Source organism: Streptomyces sp. NPDC026062, from assembly GCF_055568375.1.
On sequence record NZ_JBVHOQ010000003.1, the window covers coordinates 143,907 to 166,364 of the forward strand.

General features: G+C 67.7%; 16 protein-coding genes and 1 tRNA gene. 7 read left to right on the plus strand and 10 right to left on the minus strand.

Features of this window, described 5'->3' with window-relative positions:
• Nucleotides 1-41 precede the first annotated feature (41 nt).
• From ACZ4LX_RS03830 to ACZ4LX_RS03840, 3 genes are all read left to right on the plus strand, one after another.
• The gene (locus tag ACZ4LX_RS03830; RefSeq protein WP_467635190.1) at nt 42-1,442 is read left to right on the plus strand and encodes a pyridoxal phosphate-dependent decarboxylase family protein; all 1,401 of its coding nucleotides are present in this window, start codon (nt 42-44) and stop codon (nt 1,440-1,442) included.
• An 80-nt stretch (nt 1,443-1,522) separates the two neighbouring features.
• Nucleotides 1,523-2,932 (plus strand): lysine N(6)-hydroxylase/L-ornithine N(5)-oxygenase family protein, encoded by a 1,410-nt coding sequence (locus ACZ4LX_RS03835; RefSeq protein ID WP_467635194.1) that lies wholly within the window; start codon nt 1,523-1,525, stop codon nt 2,930-2,932.
• A 312-nt stretch (nt 2,933-3,244) separates the two neighbouring features.
• Entirely contained in the window at nt 3,245-4,348 is a 1,104-nt protein-coding gene (locus ACZ4LX_RS03840) for a peptidoglycan-binding domain-containing protein (protein ID WP_467635198.1), read from the plus strand.
• A gap of 155 nt (nt 4,349-4,503) precedes the next feature.
• Here the strand turns inward: ACZ4LX_RS03840 and ACZ4LX_RS03845 are convergent, their stop codons facing one another.
• Complete coding sequence (locus ACZ4LX_RS03845) at nt 4,504-6,315, minus strand: bifunctional metallophosphatase/5'-nucleotidase (protein WP_467635750.1); 1,812 nt, start codon at nt 6,313-6,315, stop codon at nt 4,504-4,506.
• A gap of 178 nt (nt 6,316-6,493) precedes the next feature.
• On the opposite strand from ACZ4LX_RS03845, the gene ACZ4LX_RS03850 reads away from it, so the two are divergent.
• Together ACZ4LX_RS03850 and pyk are read left to right on the plus strand one after the other, a co-directional pair.
• A complete protein-coding gene (locus tag ACZ4LX_RS03850) occupies nt 6,494-7,192 on the plus strand; it encodes an SIMPL domain-containing protein (RefSeq protein WP_467635201.1) in 699 nt (232 codons plus the stop codon).
• A gap of 264 nt (nt 7,193-7,456) precedes the next feature.
• Nucleotides 7,457-8,890, plus strand: a complete 1,434-nt coding sequence (gene pyk / locus ACZ4LX_RS03855) for a pyruvate kinase (protein WP_467635205.1) — start codon at nt 7,457-7,459, stop codon at nt 8,888-8,890.
• 10 nt (nt 8,891-8,900) lie between these two features.
• Here pyk and ACZ4LX_RS03860 read toward each other — a convergent pair whose 3' ends face one another.
• Together ACZ4LX_RS03860 and ACZ4LX_RS03865 are read right to left on the minus strand one after the other, a co-directional pair.
• Complete coding sequence (locus tag ACZ4LX_RS03860; RefSeq protein WP_467635208.1) at nt 8,901-9,248, minus strand: hypothetical protein; 348 nt, start codon at nt 9,246-9,248, stop codon at nt 8,901-8,903.
• Between the two features lie 272 nt (nt 9,249-9,520).
• Nucleotides 9,521-9,595: transfer RNA gene (locus tag ACZ4LX_RS03865), tRNA-Leu, on the minus strand.
• Nucleotides 9,596-9,693: 98 nt separating this feature from the next.
• On the opposite strand from ACZ4LX_RS03865, the gene ACZ4LX_RS03870 reads away from it, so the two are divergent.
• Entirely contained in the window at nt 9,694-10,344 is a 651-nt protein-coding gene (locus ACZ4LX_RS03870) for an ANTAR domain-containing response regulator (RefSeq protein WP_148015825.1), read from the plus strand.
• Between the two features lie 73 nt (nt 10,345-10,417).
• Here ACZ4LX_RS03870 and ACZ4LX_RS03875 read toward each other — a convergent pair whose 3' ends face one another.
• The 7 genes from ACZ4LX_RS03875 to ACZ4LX_RS03905 form a co-directional block, all read right to left on the minus strand.
• Complete coding sequence (locus ACZ4LX_RS03875) at nt 10,418-11,134, minus strand: ABC transporter ATP-binding protein (RefSeq protein ID WP_467635212.1); 717 nt, start codon at nt 11,132-11,134, stop codon at nt 10,418-10,420.
• The gene (locus tag ACZ4LX_RS03880) at nt 11,131-12,009 is read right to left on the minus strand and encodes an ABC transporter ATP-binding protein (RefSeq protein ID WP_467635753.1); all 879 of its coding nucleotides are present in this window, start codon (nt 12,007-12,009) and stop codon (nt 11,131-11,133) included. Before ACZ4LX_RS03880 ends, ACZ4LX_RS03875 begins: the two co-directional genes overlap by 4 nt.
• 5 nt (nt 12,010-12,014) lie before the next feature.
• Nucleotides 12,015-13,802 (minus strand): branched-chain amino acid ABC transporter permease, encoded by a 1,788-nt coding sequence (locus tag ACZ4LX_RS03885; RefSeq protein WP_467635215.1) that lies wholly within the window; start codon nt 13,800-13,802, stop codon nt 12,015-12,017.
• A gap of 5 nt (nt 13,803-13,807) precedes the next feature.
• Nucleotides 13,808-14,737 (minus strand): branched-chain amino acid ABC transporter permease, encoded by a 930-nt coding sequence (locus ACZ4LX_RS03890; RefSeq protein ID WP_467635218.1) that lies wholly within the window; start codon nt 14,735-14,737, stop codon nt 13,808-13,810.
• A 101-nt stretch (nt 14,738-14,838) separates the two neighbouring features.
• Complete coding sequence (locus tag ACZ4LX_RS03895; RefSeq protein WP_467635756.1) at nt 14,839-16,053, minus strand: branched-chain amino acid ABC transporter substrate-binding protein; 1,215 nt, start codon at nt 16,051-16,053, stop codon at nt 14,839-14,841.
• 647 nt (nt 16,054-16,700) lie between these two features.
• Complete coding sequence (locus ACZ4LX_RS03900) at nt 16,701-17,171, minus strand: PaaI family thioesterase (RefSeq protein ID WP_467635221.1); 471 nt, start codon at nt 17,169-17,171, stop codon at nt 16,701-16,703.
• A 108-nt stretch (nt 17,172-17,279) separates the two neighbouring features.
• On the minus strand, nt 17,280-19,553 hold the full coding sequence (locus ACZ4LX_RS03905; protein ID WP_467635224.1) for an FdhF/YdeP family oxidoreductase: 2,274 nt from the start codon (nt 19,551-19,553) through the stop codon (nt 17,280-17,282).
• Nucleotides 19,554-19,719: 166 nt separating this feature from the next.
• Here ACZ4LX_RS03905 and polA point away from each other — a divergent pair, with 166 nt between their 5' ends.
• The gene (polA, locus tag ACZ4LX_RS03910; RefSeq protein ID WP_467635227.1) at nt 19,720-22,431 is read left to right on the plus strand and encodes a DNA polymerase I; all 2,712 of its coding nucleotides are present in this window, start codon (nt 19,720-19,722) and stop codon (nt 22,429-22,431) included.
• Nucleotides 22,432-22,458: the final 27 nt, after the last annotated feature.

Sequence of the window (22,458 nt, forward strand, 5' to 3'; positions counted from 1 at the left end):
CTGGAATGTCCACCCCCTGCGCACCCGAAGGGCCACCAGCCATGCCCACCCCCCACCTCGCCGGATCCACCACCGGGCCCACCGCCCTGCGCCCCCTCATCGACACCGTCCTCACCGCACTCCAAGAAGGAGCCCGCCGCCGCGACGGCCCCCTGCCCGCCGGAGGACCCGACACCGTCACCACCCACATGCGCACCGCGCTCGACCCGCTCATCCCCGAACACGGAACCGGCCCCCACCACGCCCTCGCCACCCTCATCGGCGCCCTCACCGAAGGCGCCGCGGACCCCGCCGACCCCCTCTGCGCGGCCCACCTCCACACCCCGCCCCTCGCCCTCGCCGCCGCGGCCGACCTCGCCGCCTCCGCCCTCAACCCCTCCATGGACTCCTGGGACCAGGCCCCCGCCGCCTCCACCCTCGAAGCCGACACCACCGCAGCCCTCGCCGCCGAGATCTACCCCCACCAGCCCCACCCCGACGCCCTCATGACCACCGGCGGCACCGAAGCCAACCAACTGGCCCTCCTCCTCGCCCGAGAACGCCACGGCCCCACCCTCCGGACCATCACCGGCACCAACGCCCACCACAGCATCACCCGCGCCGCCTGGCTCCTCGGCCTCCCCACACCCCACACCGTCCCCGCCCCCCACGGCACCCTCGACCTCACCGCACTCAACGACACCCTCACCCGGCAACAGGGCCGCCCCCTCCTCGTCACCGCCACCGCAGGCACCACCGACACCGGTCAGATCGACCCCCTCACCGACATCGCCGACCTCTGCCGGACCCACGGCGCCGAACTCCACATCGACGCCGCCTACGGCGGACCCCTCCTCCTCAGCCCCACCCACCGCCACAAGGTCAACGGCCTCGACCGTGCCGACAGTGTCGCCCTCGACCTCCACAAACTCGGCTGGCAACCCGCCTCAGCCGGCATCCTCGCCGTCCCCGACCACCACCACTTCCACGCCCTCCACCACCACGCCCCCTACCTCAACGCCGACGACGACACCCAAGCCGGAATCCCCGACCTCCTCGGCCGCTCCCTGCGCACCACCCGCCGCCCCGACGCACTCAAGATCGCCGTCACCCTCCAAGCGCTCGGCCGCACCGGACTCGCCGACCTCATCGACCGCACCTGCGCCGCCGCCCACCACCTCGCCGACCTCATCACCAAGAACCCCGCCCTCGACCTCTACGACCGCCCCACCATCACCACCGTCCTCTTCCGCCCCACAGGCGCGGACGACCAGACCGTCGCCACCATCCGCCGCACCCTCCTCACCCGAGGCCACGCCGTACTCGGCCGCACCCGCACCCACGGACGCCTCTGGCTCAAAGCCACCCTCCTCAACCCCCACACCACCCACGACGACCTGCAAAGACTCATCAATCTCGTCACCGAACCCACCAGCTGGGGCCCCACCGAACCCACCAGCTAGAGCCTCACCCCACCCACCGCAGACCTCACCACCACACCCCCAGAACTCGCCACCGAACCCACAGAAGGCAGCACCAACCAATGACAGCCCGGCCCACCCCCGACACCGATCAGCCACACGACCTCATCGGCATCGGCATCGGCCCCTTCAACCTCTCCCTCGCCGCCCTCACCCACGGCCTCCCCACCCCCCTCACCACCGCCTTCTACGAACAACGCCCCGCCTTCCACTGGCACCCCGGCCTCCTCATCGACGGCGCCAGCCTCCAAGTCCCCTTCCTCGCGGACCTCGTCACCCTCGCCGACCCCACCAGCCCCTGGACCCTCCTCAACTACCTGCGCACCCGCGACCGGCTCTTCCCCTTCTACTTCGCCGAGCGCTTCCACATCCAACGCGCCGAGTACGACGCCTACTGCCGCTGGGTCAGCCAGCAACTCCCCGGCCTCCACTTCAGCCACCAGGTCGACGCCATCCGCTGGAACTCCGAACACGCCTACTTCGAAGTCGACTTCACCCAACTCGGCCGCGACAGCGAAGCCAAAGCCCTCGGCCGCGCGCACACCCGCAACATCGCCCTCGGCATCGGCACCGAACCCCACACCCCCGAACCCCTCAAACCCCTCACCGACACCGGAACCGCCCCCGTCATCCACTCGGCCGACTACCTCCACCACCGCCAGCAGCTCCTCGAAGCCGGCCACGTCACCGTGATCGGCTCGGGACAGTCAGGCGCCGAGATCTTCCTCGACCTCCTCCGCGCCCGCCCCGCAGGGCACGAGAAGCTCCACTGGCTCGCCCGCACCCCCGCCTTCGCCCCCATGGAGTACTCCAAACTCGGCCTCGAACACTTCACCCCCGACTACACCCGCTACTTCCACGCACTCCCCGAGCCCGTACGCGACCAACTCGTCCCCCACCAATGGCAACTCCACAAGGGCATCGACCACGACACCATCACCGCCATCCACGACGAGCTCTACCGCCGCACCCTCCACGGCGGCTGGCCCGACGCCACCCTCACCCCCGGTGTCCACGTACGCACCGCAGGCCGCGTCGCCACCACCCGCGTCGAACTCCACCTCGAACACACCCAACAAGGCACCCGCTCCAGCATCACCACGGACGCCGTAGTCCTCGCCACCGGCTACCGCGAGCGCCCCCTCGACACCATCCTCGGCAACCTCGGCACCCACCTGCGCCGCGACACCTCCGGACGCCCCCGCATCGACGACCAGTACCGCCTGGACCTCGACCCGGCTATCACCGGCAACATCTACGTACAGAACGCCGAGCGCCACACCCATGGCGTCGGCGCCCCCGACCTCGGCCTCGCCGCCTGGCGCAGCGCCACCATCCTCAACAACCTCACCGGCACCACCCCTTACCCCCTCCCGCAACGCACCGCCTTCACCACCTTCGGCCTCACCCCCCACCACCCGGACATCCCCGCACAACCCCCCGCCCTCGTCCCTCTCGTCCAGGGAAACTGAAAAGACGCATACGCAAAGAGGCGGCCGCCCCACCTCCCCGAAGGGAGGCCGGCGGCCGCCTCAAGCACATCCCCGTACACCCCCGCACAAGAACGACCGACTGTGACGAGACCGGCTGCACCCCCCCCGACATTGTTGAGCTCACGTCACCGACTCATGCGGCTTTAGCACAACGCTGTGCCACAGCGGCCGAACCCGCCATCGTGGTGACCCGTCAGGAACCACGGGCCGCACGCCAGGAACCACCGCACCCACGGCCCTGGACGGCCCGAGCAACCGGCGAACCACACCAAAAATCGGGGGAAACCAACCATGTCACTTCGCGACCGGCTCACACGCCGCACGCAGATCACGCTCATCGGCGTCGCCGCCGGAGGAGTCGCAGCCGCAATCGCCGTCATACCCGCACTCGCCGACAGCGACCCCGCACAGCCGACAACAGCCGCCGCCCAGAACGACACCGACTACGGGCCCGAACCCGAAGCCGACAGCGCACTCGTCACCCAGGCCGGCAACCTGACCACCATGGCCACGGCCACACTCTCACCCGACACGATGATCAACCGGGCCCGCACCTGGCTCACCGCCAACAACGGACGCGCAGTCCCCTACAGCATGCAACGCACCTGGAAGGACGGCTACCGGCAGGACTGCTCGGGCTACGTCTCCATGGCACTCGGTCTCGGAAAGCCCGGCCTCAACACCGTCGGCCTGGCCGACTCACGCAACGGCGTCACCAAGCGCCTCAGCAGCGTCAGCCAGCTCAAGAAGGGTGACCTGCTGATCGACTACAGCACCAGCGACGGCGACTTCCGCCACGTGGTGATATTCGAGAAGTGGGCCAACGCCTCACACAGCTCCTACTGGGCATACGAACAGCGCGGCACCTACGGCACCACCCACCGGCAGCTCAAGTACGGAATCGGCAGCGACCACTACGACCCCTTCCGTCCCGTCAAGCTCAGCGGCGGCAGCGGAGGCGGCGGCGGAGGACAGGTCCCCGCCCCCAGCGCCTCCTGGCCCACCCTCAAGAGCGGCTCCAAGGGCGCGGACGTGAAGTCCGCCCAGCAACTCCTCACCGCACGCGGCTACACCGTCACCGCAGACAGCAGCTTCGGCCCCAAGACCCGCGCCGCCGTCATCCGATTCCAGAAGTCCCGAGCCCTCGCCGCAGACGGAGTCATCGGCCCCAAGACCTGGTCCAAGCTCATCACCACCGTGAAGAGCGGCTCATCCGGCCAGGCAGTAAAGGCAGCACAGACACAGCTGAAGGTCTACGGCTACAACCTCGCCGTCGACGGCAAGTTCGGCGCCAAGACCAAGGCCGCCGTCACCGCCTTCCAGAAGAACCACCGCCTGGCCGTCGACGGAGTCGTCGGCCCGAACACCTGGCGCTCCCTGCTCGGCACCCGCTGACACCAGCGGCAACCCGGGCAACCAGCCGGACGGCTCCTCATCACCGCATCCGCGATGATGAGGAGCCGTTGCCATGCACGACACAACGCGACCGACACGGTCGGCGTGGCCGGCACCGGTCGACGTGGTGAACGCAGCCGACCCAGCCGACGCGGCTAGAACACCGGCGAACCGTCTCGCGTCAGACGCCAGTCCACCGAAGCGAACTCCGCACCATCCACCGACCCCTTCGCCTGCACCCACGCGATGATCGTGTTCCGGATCTCCTCCGAATTCGCCCACAACTGCTTCGCGGCCGGCACATGCGGGAAGTTACCCCCGCCACTGGCCCGATAGTTGTTCACCGCCAGCACGAACTGCGCCGCCGGATCAACAGGCTTCCCCTCGAACGACAGACCCACGATCCGCGAACCATTCGGCTTCGCGATGTCGATGTCATACGTCAGACCCGACACCGCGTCATAGTTGTAATCCGGAGTATTACCCGCGTTCGTCAGCTTCGTGGTATCCACCGGAGCGCCCGCCGCCGTCTGCACGTAGTACCGCGCCGAGAACTCCAGGTAATCCTTGATCTGCGCACCCGTCAGCAGCCGCGCCTCAAGCGTGTTCTCGAACGGATACAGCCCCGCCGCGTCCTTGATCGTCACATTTCCCGCAGGAATCTGCGCCGTACGCGAGAAACACGACGCCTGCGACAACACCGGCAGCGCCGCGTACTCGCCACCCGCCAACGCCGCCTTCACCGTCTCCGCCTGGACGACATTGATCAGATCGATGATCGGCTCGTCCTTCCACGCGGCCTCGGCCGTCGTCATCGCCGCCGTCGACGTACCGATCACCTGGTTGACATACGCAACCACCTTCTTGTGCTCATCCGCCAGGAGCCGCGTGATCTTCCGGTCCTCCGCCACCGTGTTCGAGTTCAACACCCGCGAACCGGCCTTCTCGACCACCCAGCGCCCCTTCTCCCACACCAGGTCGAAGTCGAACAGCGTCAGCCGCTGCCCCCATTTCAACGGCTCGGACAGCACAACCTTCTTACCGGTCTCCTTGTTCTCCACGAAGTACTCGGGAATCTCCAGATGCGCATGACCCACCAGAATCGCATCGATCCCCGGAACCTGCTCCGCAACCAGACCCGCGGCATTCTCCACATACGGAATCTGATCACCGTACGACGAGGTACCACTGCTCCCCGAATGCGCGGACACGATCACCACGTCCGCGCCCATCGAGCGAAGCCTCGGCACATACTTCGCCGCCTGCTCCTCAAGGCCCGGAAACACCATCTTCCCGCCCACATTCGCCTTGTCCCAGATCGCGATACCCGGATTCGTCAACCCCAGCACCGCCACCTTCACATCCCGGCCGTGCGGCGTACGCAACTTCTTGATCACATAAGGCGCGAACGCCGGCCGCAACGTCTTCGCATCCAACGCGTTCGCACCCAGCAGCGGGAAGTCACACTGCTCCTCGAACTTCCGCAGCACCGGAATACCGTAGTTGAACTCGTGGTTGCCGAGCGCCGCGGCGTCATAGCCGATCGCGTTCATCGCCTGCGCCATCGGGTGCACCGGGCCATGCTTCGCCGTGATCGGATCGATCTTCGCGTAGTAGTACGACAACTGTGTGCCCTGGATCGTGTCACCCGCATCGATCATCAGGGTGTTGTGACGCCCCTTCTCCCGGCGCACCTGGTCCACCAACGTCGAGATCTTCGCCAGACCCACATCGTTGTGGTCCTTGTCGTCGAACTCCTTGTCCGTGAAGTAGTCCCAGTTGAACGCGTTCCCATGCAGATCCGTCGTACCCATCACCGTGAACGAGTACCGCTTCGGCGGACGCCCATGACCGTGCCCCGGCCCATGACCATGCGCCTCGGCCGGCACCGCCCCGGCGCCCACCATGGCCACACCGGCACCGGCCGCGGCCGATGTGCCCAGGAACGTCCTTCGGTTCAGCGGCATCTCGTCTCCCACATCTCTGATCTCTCCGTGCACAGTTCTGTCCGCACAACGCGCGTAGACCCACGCCCGCGTGGACAACGCGCGTAGATAATCACCCACACCCCACCCCCGGCAACACCCCCAACAGGTTTCCATCCGATGACCACCCGCTGTCCTACCCGAGTGCCACCCTGAACCCATGACCGACACCACCCAGCCCTACGGCACCCCCGGCCGGCCCCGCCTCGCCGTCCGAGGCGAAGCCCGCCTCCTGATCGACCCCGAAATCGCCCGCATCGGCATCACCGTCACCGCCCGCGGCCGAGACCGCCGCGCCGCACTCGAAGACCTCACCCGACGCAACACCACCGTCCTCGACCTCGCCCGCGCCTACGGACCCGCCGTCGAGAAGCTGGAAACCGGCGCCCTCTCCATCACCCCCGAACTCCACCAACGCGGACGCGACGAGAAGATCCGCGCCTACCACGGCCGCGTCCACATCACCGCCACACTCAACGACTTCACCGCACTCGGCGAATTCACCACCCGCGTCGCCGACCTCGACATGACCCGCGTCGACGGCCCCTGGTGGGCCCTGCGCCCCGATTCGCCCGCACACGGCCGAGCCCGCCGCCAAGCCGTCCGCGAAGCGGTCCAGCGCGCCCGCGAATACGCCGACGCCGTCGACGCCCAACTCACCGCACTCGTCGAACTCGCCGACCTCGGCGCCGAGAACGCCGCCCCCGCCGCCTACGCCCGAGGCGCCTACGGCGGACCGCTCCCCGCACCCCCGGGGGCAGCCCCCGGCGCCGCCCCCGCACTCGACCTCGAACCACAACAACAGACCGTCCATGCCCAGGTGAACGCCCGGTTCATCATGACCCCGCCAAAACTCTGAAACCCCGGACACCGAAGCCCTGAACGCGGAAGCGCCGAACGCCGAAACCCGGAAGCCGAACGCCGGAACCCGGAAGCCGAACGCCGGAACCCGGAAGCGCCGAACGCCGAAACCCGGAAGCCGAGCGCCGGAACCCCGAAAGAAATGCTCATCCGAGCACCCCGCCGCACAATTCAACACTTGTCAAATACCTTTCACCCAAAGGTCGTTGACCAGTCATGCGCGACCAATTAACTACCCGTAAGTAAGGTTTAGGCTCGGACCATGCGCCGAGCTAAAATCGTATGCACCCTAGGACCCGCAACCGACACATACGACCAGATCAAAGCCCTGGTCGACGCGGGAATGGACATCGCCCGCCTCAACCTCAGCCACGGCACCTACACCGAACACGAAGACCGCTACCACCGCGTGCGCAAAGCATCCGACGAAGCCGGACGCAGCGTCGGCATCCTCGCCGACCTTCAAGGCCCGAAGATCCGCCTCGGACGCTTCCGCGAAGGTCCCGTACTCCTTGAACGCGGCGACGACTTCACCATCACCGTCGAACCCATGGAAGGCGACCGCCACGCCTGCGGCACCACCTACACCGGCCTCAACGCCGACGTCACCGCCGGCGAACGCATCCTCATCGACGACGGCCGCGTGACCCTCGAAGTCACCGAAGTCGACGGCCCGCGCGTCCACACCACCGTCATCGAAGGCGGCATGGTCTCCGACCACAAAGGCCTCAACCTCCCCGGCGTCGCCGTCTCCGTCCCCGCCCTTTCCGAAAAGGACATCGAAGACCTCCGCTGGGCCCTGCGCACCGGCGCCGACGTCATCGCCCTCTCCTTCGTCCGCAGCGGACGCGACATCGAGGACGTCCACCGCATCATGGACGAGGAAGGCCGCCGCCTCCCCGTCATCGCCAAAGTCGAAAAGCCCCAGGCCGTCGACAATATCGACGACATCGTCGCCGCCTTCGACGGCATCATGGTCGCCCGAGGAGACCTCGGCGTCGAGATGCCCCTGGAGCAGGTCCCGATCGTCCAGAAGCGAGCCATCAAGCTCGCCAAGCGCAACGCCAAGCCGGTCATCGTCGCCACCCAGATGCTCGACTCGATGATCGACAACTCCCGCCCCACCCGCGCCGAAGCGTCCGACGTCGCCAACGCCGTCATCGACGGCACCGACGCGGTGATGCTCTCCGGCGAGACCAGTGTCGGCAAGTACCCCATCGAGACGGTCCGCACGATGGGCCGCATCGTGGAAGCGGCCGAGGAGGACATCCTCGCCAAGGGCCTGCCCCCGCTCAACGACCGCAGCAAGCCCCGCACCCAGGGCGGCGCGGTCGCCCGCGCGGCAGCGGAGATGGGCGACTTCCTCGGCGCGAAGTTCCTGGTCGCCTTCACCCAGAGCGGCGACACGGTCAAGCGTCTCTCCCGCTACCGCTCACCCATCCCGCTCCTGGCCTTCACCCCGGACCCGGCCACCCGCTCCCAGCTGAACCTCACGTGGGGCGTGGAGACGTTCCTGGGGCCGCACGTGGACTCGACGGACGCGATGGTGGCGCAGGTGGACGAGGAGCTGCTGAAGATCGGACGCTGTCAGAAGGGTGACGTGGTCGTCATCACGGCCGGCTCTCCTCCCGGCGTCGCGGGCTCGACGAACCTGGTGCGCGTGCACCACATCGGCGAGGACGACAGCCCGAAGTAGGGCTGTCCGCTCAGTATTTCGGCCCGACGTGTGCATCCATGAGGGCTGCGGATGCCCGTCGGGCGACGGAGACGTTCTTACCGGCGCCGTGCTGAGGGAACAAGCAGGGCCAGTGCTTGCTGACGGCGGTGACGTACTGGCGGCCCGGTCTCCGGACCCGGCAGACCTTCTTGTCCGGTCGCGTGACCCGGACGGCCTCGGCGCAGGCGTCGATGAGGCCCGGCCAGGCGTCGGCGCATGCGATGCGCAGGCTGTACACGCCTTTCTCGGCCGCGCCGAGGCAGCCGTCGCCGAGGTGGGGGCCGAGCAGATACGAGTACGCGGCTGGGGCGTCGGGGGCCTGGGTGTGTCGCCGCATCGAGGGTATTTTTCGCGGCCGCGGGTGTAACCGAGAGGCTCTATTCGCACGTGCCAGGAACGGATGGCGGCTCGGGAAATGCCGGTCCGCTTGCTTGCCGAGTTCTGGCTGAAGCCCTGATCAAGGAGGACCAGTGCGTTCTTGCGTGCGTCGATGCCGTACGCGTGGTCGAGCCTGGAGGGAACTTGCCTGCGAGGGGCGGAATGGCGCTGTACTCACACGATCACGTGAATCCGCACCAATTCCGTACGACCTTGGAATCTAAGGAAAAGTGCCCCAGGTGGGATTCGAACCCACACTGTCCGCTGTTTGAGAGCGGCCTCTCTAACCAGTTGGAGTACTGGGGCCTTGGAAAGGAAGGGTTTCCCCTGCCCTGTGTAGTGCCACCATATCGTAGCTAGGTAGGCTCGTGGGAGCTGTACCTGCCCTGAAACAAGGAGCCCCCGTGACCACCCCCGAGTCGCCCCAGCCCGTCGCCGACGACGACAAGTCGCACGTCCCGCCGCTGACGACCCGCGTCGTCATCGCCGAGGACGAGGCGCTCATCCGCCTCGACCTCAAAGAGATGCTCGAAGAAGAGGGGTACTCGGTCGTCGGTGAGGCCGGAGACGGGCAGCAGGCCGTCGAGCTGGCCCGGGAGCACAAGCCGGACCTGGTCATCCTCGATGTGAAGATGCCGGTCCTCGACGGCATCTCCGCCGCCGAGAAGATCGCCGAGGAGTCCATCGCGCCCGTCCTGATGCTCACCGCGTTCTCGCAGCGCGACCTCGTGGAGCGGGCCAGGGACGCCGGGGCGATGGCTTATCTCGTGAAGCCGTTCAGCAAGAGCGACGTGGTGCCCGCCATCGAGATGGCGGTGTCCCGGTTCGCGGAGCTGAAGGCGCTGGAGGGCGAGGTCGCGGACCTGTCGCAGCGGCTGGAGACACGGAAGCTCGTGGACCGTGCGAAGAGCATTCTGCAGACGGATTACGGGCTCTCCGAGCCGGCCGCGTTCCGGTGGATCCAGAAGACATCGATGGACCGGCGGCTGTCCATGCAGCAGCTGGCGGAGGCGTTGATCGAGGACGCCGAGGAGAAGAAGCGGGCTGCGGAGTAGCCGTACTCGTACGCGTACATGAAGAAGTCCCGTGCCCCGGTTCGCCGGGGCACGGGACTTCTTCGTACGGACGTCAGTCCTCGCCGAGGTACGCCTTGCGGACGGACTCGTCGTGGAGGAGGTCCGCGCCGGTGCCGGAGAGGACGATCTTGCCGATCTCCATGACGTGGCCCTGGTCCGCGAGGGAGAGGGCGGCCTGGGCGTTCTGCTCGACGAGCAGGATCGTGGTGCCCGACGCCTTGAGTTCGACGATGGTCTCCATGATCTTCTGCATCATGATCGGGGAGAGGCCCATGGAGGGTTCGTCGAGCATGAGCAGTTTGGGCTGGGACATGAGGGCGCGCCCCATGGCGAGCATCTGCTGTTCGCCGCCCGACAGGGTTCCGGCGGCCTGCTTGCGGCGTTCCCCGAGGATGGGGAAGAGGTCGTAGGCGCGCTGGATGTCCTTCTCGATGCCTGCCTTGTCGTTGCGGAGGTAGGCGCCGAGGAGGAGGTTCTCGGTGATCGTCAGCCGGGGGAAGATGTGGCGGCCCTCGGGGGAGTGGGCGAGGCCCAGGGCGACGATCTTGTGTGCGGGGATGTTGGTGAGCGGCTTGCCCTCGAAGAGGACGCGTCCGCCGATGGGCTTGAGCAGTCCGGAGAGGGTGCGCAGGGTGGTGGTCTTGCCGGCGCCGTTGGTGCCGATGAGCGTGACCACCTGGCCGGCGTCGACCGTGAAGGAGATGCCCTTGACGGCTTCGATCTTGCCGTAGGCGACGCGGAGGTCCTCGACCTCTAGCAGTGCGGTCATCGGGTGTCCTCCTCCTCTGTGGTGGGTGCTGCGGCTTCTGCCACTGCTTCCGCGGCTTCGACTTCGGCTACTTCGTCGGCGCCGGGGGCGCCTTCGAAGGGGGTGCCGAGGTAGGCGGCGATGACGCGTTCGTCGCTCTGGACGACTTCGGCGGTGCCTTCGACGAGCTTTTCGCCCTGGACGAGGCAGGCGACGCGGTCGCTGAGGTTGAAGATGAAGCGCATGTCGTGCTCGATGACGAGGACGGCGATGCCCTGGTCCCGGATCGCGAAGATGAGTTCTTCGGTGACGCGGGTTTCCTGGGGGTTCATGCCGGCGGTGGGCTCGTCGAGGAGGAGGAGTCCGGGGTCGCTGGCGAGGGCGCGGGCGATTTCCAGCTTGCGCTGGTCTCCGTAGGGGAGGTTGCGCGCGAGGTGGTCGGCCTTGTCCTGGAGGCCGATGAACTCCAGGAGTTCCATGGCGCGTTCGTGGCTGGCCTGTTCGGCCTTGGTGAAGCCGGGGAGGCGCAGGAGCGCGGACCAGAGGCCTTCTTTGGTTCTGGTGTGACGTCCGACGAGGACGTTTTCCAGGACGGTCATGTTGGCGAAGAGCCTGATGTTCTGGAAGGTGCGGGCGATTCCTGCCTTGGTGACGAGGTGGGGCTTGGGCGGCAGGACGGTGCCCTTGTAGCTGACCTTGCCCTCGGTGGGGACGTAGAGGCCGGTGAGGCAGTTGAAGAAGGTGGTTTTGCCGGCGCCGTTGGGGCCGATGAGTCCGACGATCTCGCCCGCGTTGACGGTGAGGTCGACGTTGCGTACGGCGGTGAGGCCGCCGAAGCGCATGGTGACGCCGACGGCGTCGAGGACGGGCGTCGTGGTTTTCGTGGTGGTGGTCATGGTGTTCACGCCCCCGCCTTGGTGGTGCCGGCGCCGGCTTCTTCGGACTGCCGTGGTTCGGGTACGGCGACGGGTTCGTCGTTCTCGTGGAATTCGAGTTGTTTCCGGCGGTCCGCGACCAGGCCTTCGGGGCGGAAGCGCATCAGGAGGATGAGCGCGACACCGAAGAGGAAGAGCTGGTAGTCCTGCATGAACTGCAGTTTGGCCGGGATGAGGTAGAGCAGTGCGGCGCCGACGAAGGGTCCGCTGAGGGTTCCCATGCCGCCGAGGATGACGGCGGCGAGGAGGAAGGCGGAGTTCGGGGGTACGGAGCCGGCGAACTGGTACTGCTCGGGCGTCACGGTGTAGTTGACGTGGGCCTGCACGGTTCCGGCGAGCCCGGCGAGGGTGGCGCCGAGGGCGAAGGCGAGCAGTTTGAGCCGGAAGGCGTTGATGCCCATGGCGGTGGCTGCGGTTTCGTCTTCGCGGATGGCGACCCAGGCGCGGCCGATGCGGGAGTCTCCGGAGCGGCGGAAGACGAGGACGACGACGGCGGTGACGACCAGCATCAGCAGGTAGTAGTTGGCCGGCCTGCTGAGGGTGAAGGGGCCGATGTCGTGGCTGAGGGCGAAGTCGATCCCGAAGAGGTTGAGGTCGGGGATGCTGGGGATGCCCTGGGAGCCGTTGGTGAGGTCGGGTCCGCTGTTGCCGTTGAGGTTGTTGACGGTGACGCGGAAGATCTCTCCGAAGCCGAGGGTGACGATGGCGAGGTAGTCGCCGCGCAGTCGCAGGGTCGGGGCGCCGATGAGGACGCCGAAGACGAGCGAGACGGCGGCTCCGGTGAGGACGGCGGCCCAGAAGGGGAAGTGGACGCCGATGGCGGAGAGGGGTGCGCCGGAGACGAGTGCGGCGGTGTAGGCGCCGACGCCGAGGAAGGCGACGTAGCCGAGGTCGAGGAGGCCGGCGAGGCCGACGACGACGTTGAGGCCCAGTGCGACGGTGGCGAAGATGAGGATGTTGACGCCGATGAGGGCGTACTCCGCGGTGTCCTGGGTGAAGGGGAAACAGAGGGCCGCGACCAGGGCGGCGGCCAGGGTGACGTTGCGGTGCTTGGTGGTCAGCGCGGTGAGGCGGGCGATGAGTCCGGCCCGGGTGAGCGCGGTGACGGCGAAGGCCGCGGTGATGAGGAAGCCGATGAACTGTTCGGATTCCTCGGTGGGGATGTCGATCCCGTAGGTGAAGAGGTACAGCCCGAGGCCGAAGGCGACGGCGACGACGAGAATCTCGCCCCAGGCGGGGAGGGGCTTGGCGCGGCCTACGGGGGGTGCGGCGAGGCTGTTGCGGAAGCGCTGCCAGGCGCCGGGCCGGGTCTCGTGGTCGGGGAGCGCCACATCACTCGGGAGCCCGAGGGCGGCGAGGAAGGCGATGAGCGCGCCGATGCCGCTGAGCCAGGCTCCGGGTTCGAGGTTGACGACGCCGCCGAGCTGGTAGGCGATGGCCCCGATGGTGTAGCCGGTGGTGCCGAGGGTGGCGAGGGCGAGGAGGCGTACGGGGCTGTTGGTGCCGCCGGGGGTGAGCCAGCGCAGGCCTCGGACGCCGTATCCGCAGAGGGTGAAGAGGAGGGTGAGGACCGCGGCGGTCAGGGTGAGGATCTGGAGGCCGCCGGGGTAGCCGGTGACGGTGAGGTCGCCGGGGAATTCGGAGGTCCAGGTCCAGGGGAGGAAGGTGCCGGCGAGGGCGATGGCCGCGCCTGCCGCGGTGGCGATCCGGGCGATCGGTGTGGGCAGGGGGATGAGTGCCTTCTGGGTGGTCATCCGTATCACGCCCTGTCCGCGACGCGTTCGCCGAGCAGGCCCTGGGGCCGGAGCAGCAGGACGACGATGAGGAGGACGAAGGCCCATACGTCCTTCCAGGCGCCGCCGCCGAAGAGGTCCATGCCGGGGACATCGCTCATGTAGCCGGTGGCGAGGGATTCGGCGACGCCGAGTACGACTCCGCCGAGCATGGCGCCGTAGATGTTGCCGATGCCGCCGAGTACGGCTGCGGTGAAGGCTTTGAGGCCCATGAGGAAGCCCATTTTGAAGCCGATCTGGCCGTTCTTGAGCCCGTAGGCGACGGCGGCGACGGCGGCGAACGCGGCACCGATGGCGAAGGCCATGACGATGATGCGGTCGGTGTTGATGCCCATGAGCTTGGCGGTGTCGGGGTCCTGGCTGGTGGCCTGCATGCCGCGGCCGGAGCGGGTCTTGGAGACGAAGAGCCCGAGGGCGATCATGCAGACGGGTGCGGCGATGAGGACGAAGAGGTCACCGCGTTGGATGTGGGCGCCGAAGAGGTCGAAGGCCTCGCCCTTGAACTGCGGGAAGGGGCGGTCCTTGGTGGCGTTGGGGTACCACTTCCAGATGGCCTGCTGGAGTGCGAGGGAGAGTCCGATCGCGGTGATCAGCGGGGCGAGTCTGGGGGCGGTGCGCAGGGGCCGGTAGGCGAAGCGTTCGGCTGCGACGCTGACGGCGACGGAACATATGACGCCGCCGATGATCATGAGGGGGACGATTGCGAGGAGGTTGGCGCCGGCCGGCATCCAGAGGTACACGGTGAGAGCTCCGAAGCCTCCGATCATGAAGATCTCGCCGTGGGCGAAGTTGATGAGCTGGATGATTCCGTAGACCATCGTGTAGCCGATCGCGATGAGTCCGTACATCGCGCCGAGGATGAGTCCATTGGCCAGCTGTTGCGGCAGTTCGTGCACCGCAGGGCCTCCGTGGAGTGGTTCGGAAATGGCACCGCGCGGGAGGGCTCGTAGCGCTCCCGCGCGGTCTGGGTGTCAGTCGTTGCGTGACCGGGAGCTTGTTACGGCTTGTAGGCCTCGCTGAGCTTGGACGTCCACTTGCCGCCGTCGACCTGGTAGGCGGTCATCATGGTGTTGGTGGTGTCGCCGTACTCGTCGAAGGAGACGGGGCCGGTGACGCCTTCGAAGCTGACCTTGCTCATGGCTTCGAGGACCTTGGCGCGGGCGTCGTCGGGGAGCTTGCCGTCGTTGGCGGCGACGACGGCCTTGACGGCCTCGATGATGGACCAGGTGGCGTCGTAGGTGCCGCCGCCGTAGGCCTCGTAGGCGTCCTTGTATCCGGCGGCCTTGTAGTTCGCGATGAAGGCCTTGGCGGAGTCGAGTTCCTCGACGGGCTTGCCGACGGAGGTGGCGATGTCGCCCTGGGCCTTCTTGTTGAGCTTGATGAAGTCGGCGCTGTACATGCCGTCGCCGCCCATGAGGGGGATCTGGACACTGTCCTTGAGCTGCTGGCTCAGGGGTGCGCCGGCGGGGTATTCACCGCCGTAGTAGACGGCCTTGGCGCCGGACTTCTTGACCTTGGTGACGACGGCGTTGAAGTCGCGGTCGTCGGGGTTGACGTGGTCGGAGCCGGCGATCTTTCCGCCGAGGCCGGTGAAGGTGGTCTTGAAGGATGCTGCGAGACCGGCGCCGTAGGGCTTCTGGTCGTCGATGAGGTAGACCTGCTTGATCTTCGCGTTGTTGTAGAGGTACTTCGCGGCGAAGGCGCCCTGGATCTGGTCCGTGGTGGCGGTGCGGAAGTAGGTCTTGAAGGGGCGCTTCTTGTCGCCGGTCTTCCAGTTGTCGCCCTGGGTCAGTTCGGTGCCCGTGTTGGCGGGGGAGACCTGGGTGAGGCCGGCGTCGTTGAGGGGCTTCTGCATCGACTGGGAGACGCCGGAGTTCAGGGGGCCGACGACGCCGAGGACCTTCTTGTCGTCGATGAACTTGGTGGCGTTCTGCTGGCCGACGGAGGGCTGGGCCTGGTCGTCGAGTGCCTTGACCTCGAAGGTGATGCCGGGGACGGTCTTGTCCTTGTTCGCCGTTTTGGCGGCGAGGTCGGCGGAGTTCTTGATGCCGAGGCCGAGGGCGGAGAGGTCACCGGTGATGGGGGCGTCGACGCCGATGACGACGGTCTGGTTGCCGCCGCTGTCGCTGCTGCCCTTTTTGTCGTCGTCGCGCGACCCGCAGGCGGTGAGTGTCAGCGCTCCTGTGGTGAGCACTGTGGTGAGGATGAGCAAAGAACGGTGTCGCACGAAAGGTCCTTTCCCTGGCGCGGCCTCCTCTGCTTGAGGTGCCGTGTCGTTCGCCGGGCCGTACTGGTTGGTACAGGGCCGTGCTGCAGACGCGCCCGGCGGCGCGGTGACTGGCGGTGACTCTAAGGGCATGGGTGGGGGTCGGGGATGGGGGTGGAGCAGGATGTGACTGTCTTGTTATGCCCTTGAGCAAGGCTTGAGGTGGCTGTGTGGACATGTACGGTTTTCTGCCGGACGGCGAAATGACCGCATGGTGAGAACGCGCAGCTCTGCTAAGGGGCTTGGGGTGATCTTGCTGCTGTCGCGTGATGGGGGTGCGGGGAGGCGGGGGAGGGCGCGCCTGGGGGCCCGGCGCCTGCGGGGCCGGGTTCTCTTTTGTGCGTGGAGTGGGCGCACATTGCGCGCTCGTTACGCAGTGTTACATCTGGGGTGGCGTGGTCGACGCGGTGTGGTGGGTGCGCAGGCGGGGCGTGGCAGATGAGTGGGCCACGGAACGGTGTTGGCGGTCAAGGGGGTTGGCTGCTGGTGTTGTGCAAGTTCGGTGTGTGCGGGGGTGGTTGTGCCCGGATATGGCGCTGCCCGGCCGGATTGGGGGTCCGGCCGGGCAGGGGTGGTGCGGGGTGCTCGGGGGGTCAGGAGGGGTTGGCTGCCGGAAGGTCGCGGAGGAGGCAGGTGAGGCGGGCGGTGCAGATCCGCTTGTCCTGTTCGTCGGTGATGACGATTTCGTACGTGGCGGTGGTGCGGCCGCGGTGTACGGGGGTGGCGACGCCGGTGACGTGGCCGCTTCGTGCCCCTCGGTGGTGGGTGCAGTTGAGGTCGACGCCGACGGCGATCTTGGTGGCGCCGCCGTGGAGCATGGAGCCGACGGAGCCGAGGGTTTCGGCGAGGACGGCGGAGGCGCCGCCGTGCAGGAGTCCGTAGGGCTGGGTGTTGCCTTCGACGGGCATGGTGCCGACGACGCGGTCCGCGGATGCTTCGGTGATCGTGACGCCCATGCGTTCGCCGAGGTGGCCTGCGGAGAAGAGGGCGGGCAGGTCGACGCCGAGGGTGGCGTACTCGTCGATGATCTCTTGGGGGAACTGGGGTGTGGTGTGCTCGCCCATGGGCCGGCTCCGTTCGTCCGCGGTGGTTCGCTGTTGTGTGCACGTTCTTGTGCGCACTGTTCTTATCAGACGGCTGAGCGGGCGCTTAGTGTCGCCTGTCCGGGGATGTCAGCGCGGGTTCTCGAAGCGCACCACGACGGACTTGCTGGCGGGGGTGTTGCTGGTGTCGGCGGTGGAGCCGAGGGGGACCAGGACGTTGGTCTCGGGGTAGTAGGCGGCGGCGCAGCCGCGGGCGGTGGGGTAATGGACGACGCGGAAGCCGGCGGCGCGTCGTTCGACTCCGTCCTTCCATTCGCTGACGAGGTCGGTGTGGGCGCCGTCGGTGAGACCGAGCGCCGCCGCGTCGTCGGGGTTGACGAGGACGACGCGGCGGCCGTCCTTGATGCCCCGGTAGCGGTCGTCGAGGCCGTAGATGGTGGTGTTGTACTGGTCGTGCGAGCGCAGGGTCTGCAACAGGAGGCGGCCTTCGGGGAGTTCGGGGTACTCGACGGGGGCGGCGGTGAAGTTGGCCCTGCCGGTGGCGGTGGGGAAGCGGCGGGAGTCGCGGGGGCCGTGGGGGAGGGTGAATCCGCCGGGGTGGGCGACTCGTGCGTTGAAGTTCTCGAAGCCGGGGACCACGCGGGAGATGCGGTCGCGGATGGTGGCGTAGTCCTGCTCGAACTCTTCCCAGGGGGTGGCGGAGGCGGGGCCGAGTACGGCGCGGGCGAGGCGGGCGACGATGGCGGGCTCGGAGAGCAGGTGGGGGCTTGCGGGGGTGAGGTTGCCGCGGGAGGCGTGGACCATGCTCATGGAGTCCTCGACGGTGACGAACTGTCTGCCGCCTGCCTGGACGTCCTTGTCGGTGCGGCCGAGGGTGGGCAGGATCAGGGCGCGGGTGCCGGTGACGGCGTGGGAGCGGTTGAGTTTGGTGGAGACGTGGACGGTCAGGCGTGCGGTGCGCATCGCTGCCTCGGTGACGTCGGTGTCGGGGGTGGCGGCGACGAAGTTGCCGCCCATGGCGAAGAAGACCTTGGCGTCGCCGTCGCGCAGGGCCTGGATGGAGCGGACCACGTCGTAGCCGTGGTGGCGTGGTGAGGTGATGGCGAATTCCTTGTCGAGGGCGTCGAGGAATTCGGGTGCGGGCCGTTCGAAGATGCCCATGGTGCGGTCGCCCTGGACGTTGGAGTGGCCGCGGACGGGGCAGACTCCGGCACCGGTGCGGCCGATATTGCCGCGCAGCAGGAGGAAGTTGACGACTTCGCGGATGGTCGGTACGGAGTGTTTGTGCTGGGTGAGGCCCATGGCCCAGCACACGATGGTGCGCTTGGAGGCGAGGACCATGGCGAGGGCCTCTTCGATGGCGGTGCGGTCGAGGCCGGTCGCGGCGAGGGTCCGGTCCCAGTCGGCTTCGGCGGCCGCGGCGGCGAACTCTTCGTAGCCGTGGGTGTGTTCGGTGACGAAGGTGTCGTCGACGGCGCCCTCGGTCTCCAGGATCATCTTGTTGAGGATGCGGAAGAGTGCTTGGTCGCCGCCTATGCGGATCTGGAGGAAGAGGTCGTTGAGCGCGGTTCCCCTGATCATGCCGAGGGGCGTCTGCGGGTTCTTGAAGCGTTCGAGTCCGGCTTCGGGCAGCGGGTTGACCGAAATGATCTTCGCTCCGGCGGACTTGGCCTTCTCCAGGGCGGAGAGCATCCGGGGGTGGTTGGTGCCGGGGTTCTGTCCGGCGACGATGATCAGGTCGGCGTGGTGGAGGTCTTCCAGGGAGACGGAGCCCTTGCCGACGCCGATGGTCTCGGTGAGTGCCGAGCCGGAGGACTCGTGGCACATGTTGGAGCAGTCGGGCAGGTTGTTGGTGCCGAATTCGCGGGCGAAGAGCTGGAGGAGGAAGGCGGCCTCGTTGCTGGTGCGCCCCGAGGTGTAGAAGAGCGCTTCGTCGGGGGTGGTGAGGGCGCCGAGTTCCTCGGCGATGACGGCGAAGGCGCGTTCCCAGGTTATGGCCTCGTACCGGTCGGCGCCCTCGGGCAGGTACATGGGCTGGGTGATGCGTCCTTGCTGGCCGAGCCAGTAGCCGCTGCGGGTGGCGAGGTCGGCGACCGGATGCGCGGCGAAGAAGTCGGGGGTGACGCGGCGCAGTGTGGCTTCCTCGGCGACGGCTTTGGCGCCGTTCTCGCAGAATTCGGCGGTGTGCCGCTTGTCGCCCTCGGGCCAGGCGCAGCCGGGGCAGTCGAAGCCGTCCTTCTGGTTGACCTTGAGGAGTGTCTGCGCGGTGCGGCGGACGCCCATCTGCTGGTGTGCGATGCGCAGGCTGTGGGCGACGGCGGGCAGTCCGGCGGCGGCGTGCTGGGCCGGTTCGATCCGGGGTGCGTCCTGGACCGGGTCTCCTGCGGGCGGCTTGCTGGCCATCGTGTTCCCCTTCGGGCCTGTGGCGGGCGCGGTGCGGTCCGCTGCGCGTGTTTCCTTCTCCTCGATCCTGGCATGCGGTGCGGGTCGGCCGCCCGGTGAGCGGTTGTGGGGTGGCCGGGGGTGGTCGGCGGTCCGGATTGTCAGTGGTACGTGGCAGGATCGGGGTGTGGCTGAGACGGCATCGAAGAAGACGGCAGACAACCGACCGCGCCTGCTCCTGATGGACGGGCACTCCCTGGCGTACCGGGCGTTCTTTGCGCTGCCTGCGGAGAATTTCACGACGGGGGCGGGGCAGCCGACGAACGCGGTGTACGGCTTCGCGTCGATGCTCGCGAACACGTTGCGTGACGAGGCGCCGACGCATTTCGCGGTGGCGTTCGACGTGTCGCGCAAGACGTGGCGCTCGCAGGAGTTCCCGGAGTACAAGGCGAATCGGTCGAAGACGCCGGATGAGTTCAAGGGGCAGGTCGAGCTGATCGGTGAGCTGCTCGACGCGATGCACGCGGACCGGTTCGCGGTCGATGGTTTCGAGGCCGACGATGTCATCGCCACGCTGGCCACGCAGGCCGAGGCGGCCGGTTTCGAGGTGCTGATCGTCACCGGTGACCGGGATTCCTTCCAGCTGATCACGGACAATGTGACGGTGCTGTACCCGACCAAGGGTGTGTCGGAGCTGACGCGGTTCACCCCGGCGAAGGTCGAGGAGAAGTACGGGCTCACCCCTCGGCAGTATCCGGACTTCGCGGCGCTGCGTGGTGACCCGTCGGACAATCTTCCGGGCATTCCCGGGGTGGGTGAGAAGACGGCCGCGAAGTGGATCAATCAGTTCGGTTCGTTCGACGAGCTGGTGGAGCGGGCCGAGGAGGTCAAGGGGAAGGCCGGGCAGAATTTCCGCGATCATCTGGACGCGGTGCGGCTGAACCGGCGGCTGACCGAGATGGTCCGTGATGTGGAGCTGCCGAAGTCCCCGGCCGATCTGGAGCGTGCTCCGTACGACCGCACGGCGGTCACCGGGGTGCTCGATGTGCTGGAGATCCGCAACCCGAGCCTGCGTGAGCGGCTGCTGGCGGTGGATCCGGGCAAGGCCGAGGACGAGGCCCCGGCACCGGCGGCGGGTGTCGAGCTGGACGGTTCGGTGCTGGGTGCGGGTGAGCTCGCTCCGTGGCTGGCGGAGCACGGCGCGCAGCCGCTCGGTGTGGCGACGGTCGATACGTGGGCGCTCGGTAGTGGCGCGGTCACCGAGATCGCGCTCGCCGCGGCCGGCGGGGCCGCGGCCTGGTTCGATCCGGCGCTGCTCGACGCGGCCGATGAGCAGGCGTTCGCGGAGTGGATCGCGGACGCGGACCGGCCGAAGGTCATGCACAACGCGAAGAGTGTGATGCGGGTCTTCCCGGAGCACGGCTGGCGTACCGAGGGTGTCTCGATGGACACGGCGCTGGCGGCGTATCTGGTGAAGCCGGGGCGGCGGTCCTTCGCGCTGGACGCTCTGGCCGTGGAGTATCTGGGGCGTGAGCTGGCTCCGGCGGCGTCGTCCGACGGGCAGCTGGCGTTCGGTGCGGACGATCAGGCCGAGGCCGAGGCCCTGATGACGCAGGCCCGTGCGGTCCTGGATCTCGGTGACGCGTTCACGGCGCGGCTGGAGGAGGTAGGGGCGGCCGGGCTGCTGCATGACATGGAGCTGCCGACGTCGGTTCTGCTGGCCCGTCTGGAGCGGCACGGCATCGCGGCGGACCGGTCCCATCTGGAGGGGATGGAGCAGCAGTTCGCGGGCGCGGTGCAGCAGGCGGTGAAGGAGGCCCATGCGTCGGTGGGCCGTGAGTTCAACCTCGGTTCGCCCAAGCAGCTTCAGGAGGTTCTCTTCGGCGAGCTGGGCCTGCCGAAGACGAAGAAGACGAAGACCGGTTACACGACGGACGCGGACGCGCTGGCGTGGCTGGCCGGGCAGACCGAGCACGAGCTGCCGGTGATCATGCTGCGCCACCGTGAGCAGGCGAAGCTGCGGGTCACGGTCGAGGGCCTGGTCAAGACGATCGCGGCCGACGGCCGTATCCACACCACGTTCAATCAGACGGTGGCGGCGACGGGCCGGTTGTCGTCCACGGACCCGAATCTGCAGAACATCCCCGTCCGTACCGATGAGGGCCGGGCGATCCGCCGGGGCTTTGTCGTCGGTGAGGGCTTCGAGACGCTGATGACGGCGGACTACAGCCAGATCGAACTGCGGGTGATGGCCCACCTCTCCGAGGACGCGGGCCTGATCGAGGCGTTCACGTCCGGTGAGGACCTGCACACCACGGTTGCCTCGCAGGTGTTCGGTGTCGAGAAGTCCGCGGTCGACCCGGAGATGCGTCGCAAGATCAAGGCCATGAGTTACGGGCTGGCGTACGGGCTGTCCGCGTTCGGTCTGTCGCAGCAGCTGAACATCGAGGCGGGCGAGGCCCGGGGCCTGATGGATACGTACTTCGAGCGGTTCGGCGGAGTGCGTGACTATCTGCACCGGGTGGTGGAGGAGGCCAGGGCCACCGGTTACACGGAGACGGTGTTCGGCCGCCGCCGCTATCTGCCGGACCTCAACAGCGACCACCGCCAGCGTCGTGAGACGGCCGAGCGGATGGCGCTCAACGCGCCGATCCAGGGCACTGCGGCGGACATCGTCAAGGTCGCGATGCTCCATGTCGACCGGGCGCTGACCGAGGCGGAGCTGAAGTCGCGGATGCTGCTCCAGGTGCATGACGAAATCGTGCTGGAGATCGCCGCGGGCGAGCGGGAGCAGGTGGAGAAGATCCTGCGTCACGAGATGTCGACGGCGGTGCGGCTGCGGGCGCCGCTGGATGTGTCGGTCGGGGTCGGCAAGGACTGGGAGTCCGCCGCGCACTGACGCGGGTTTCCGCCCTGGGCATGGCCT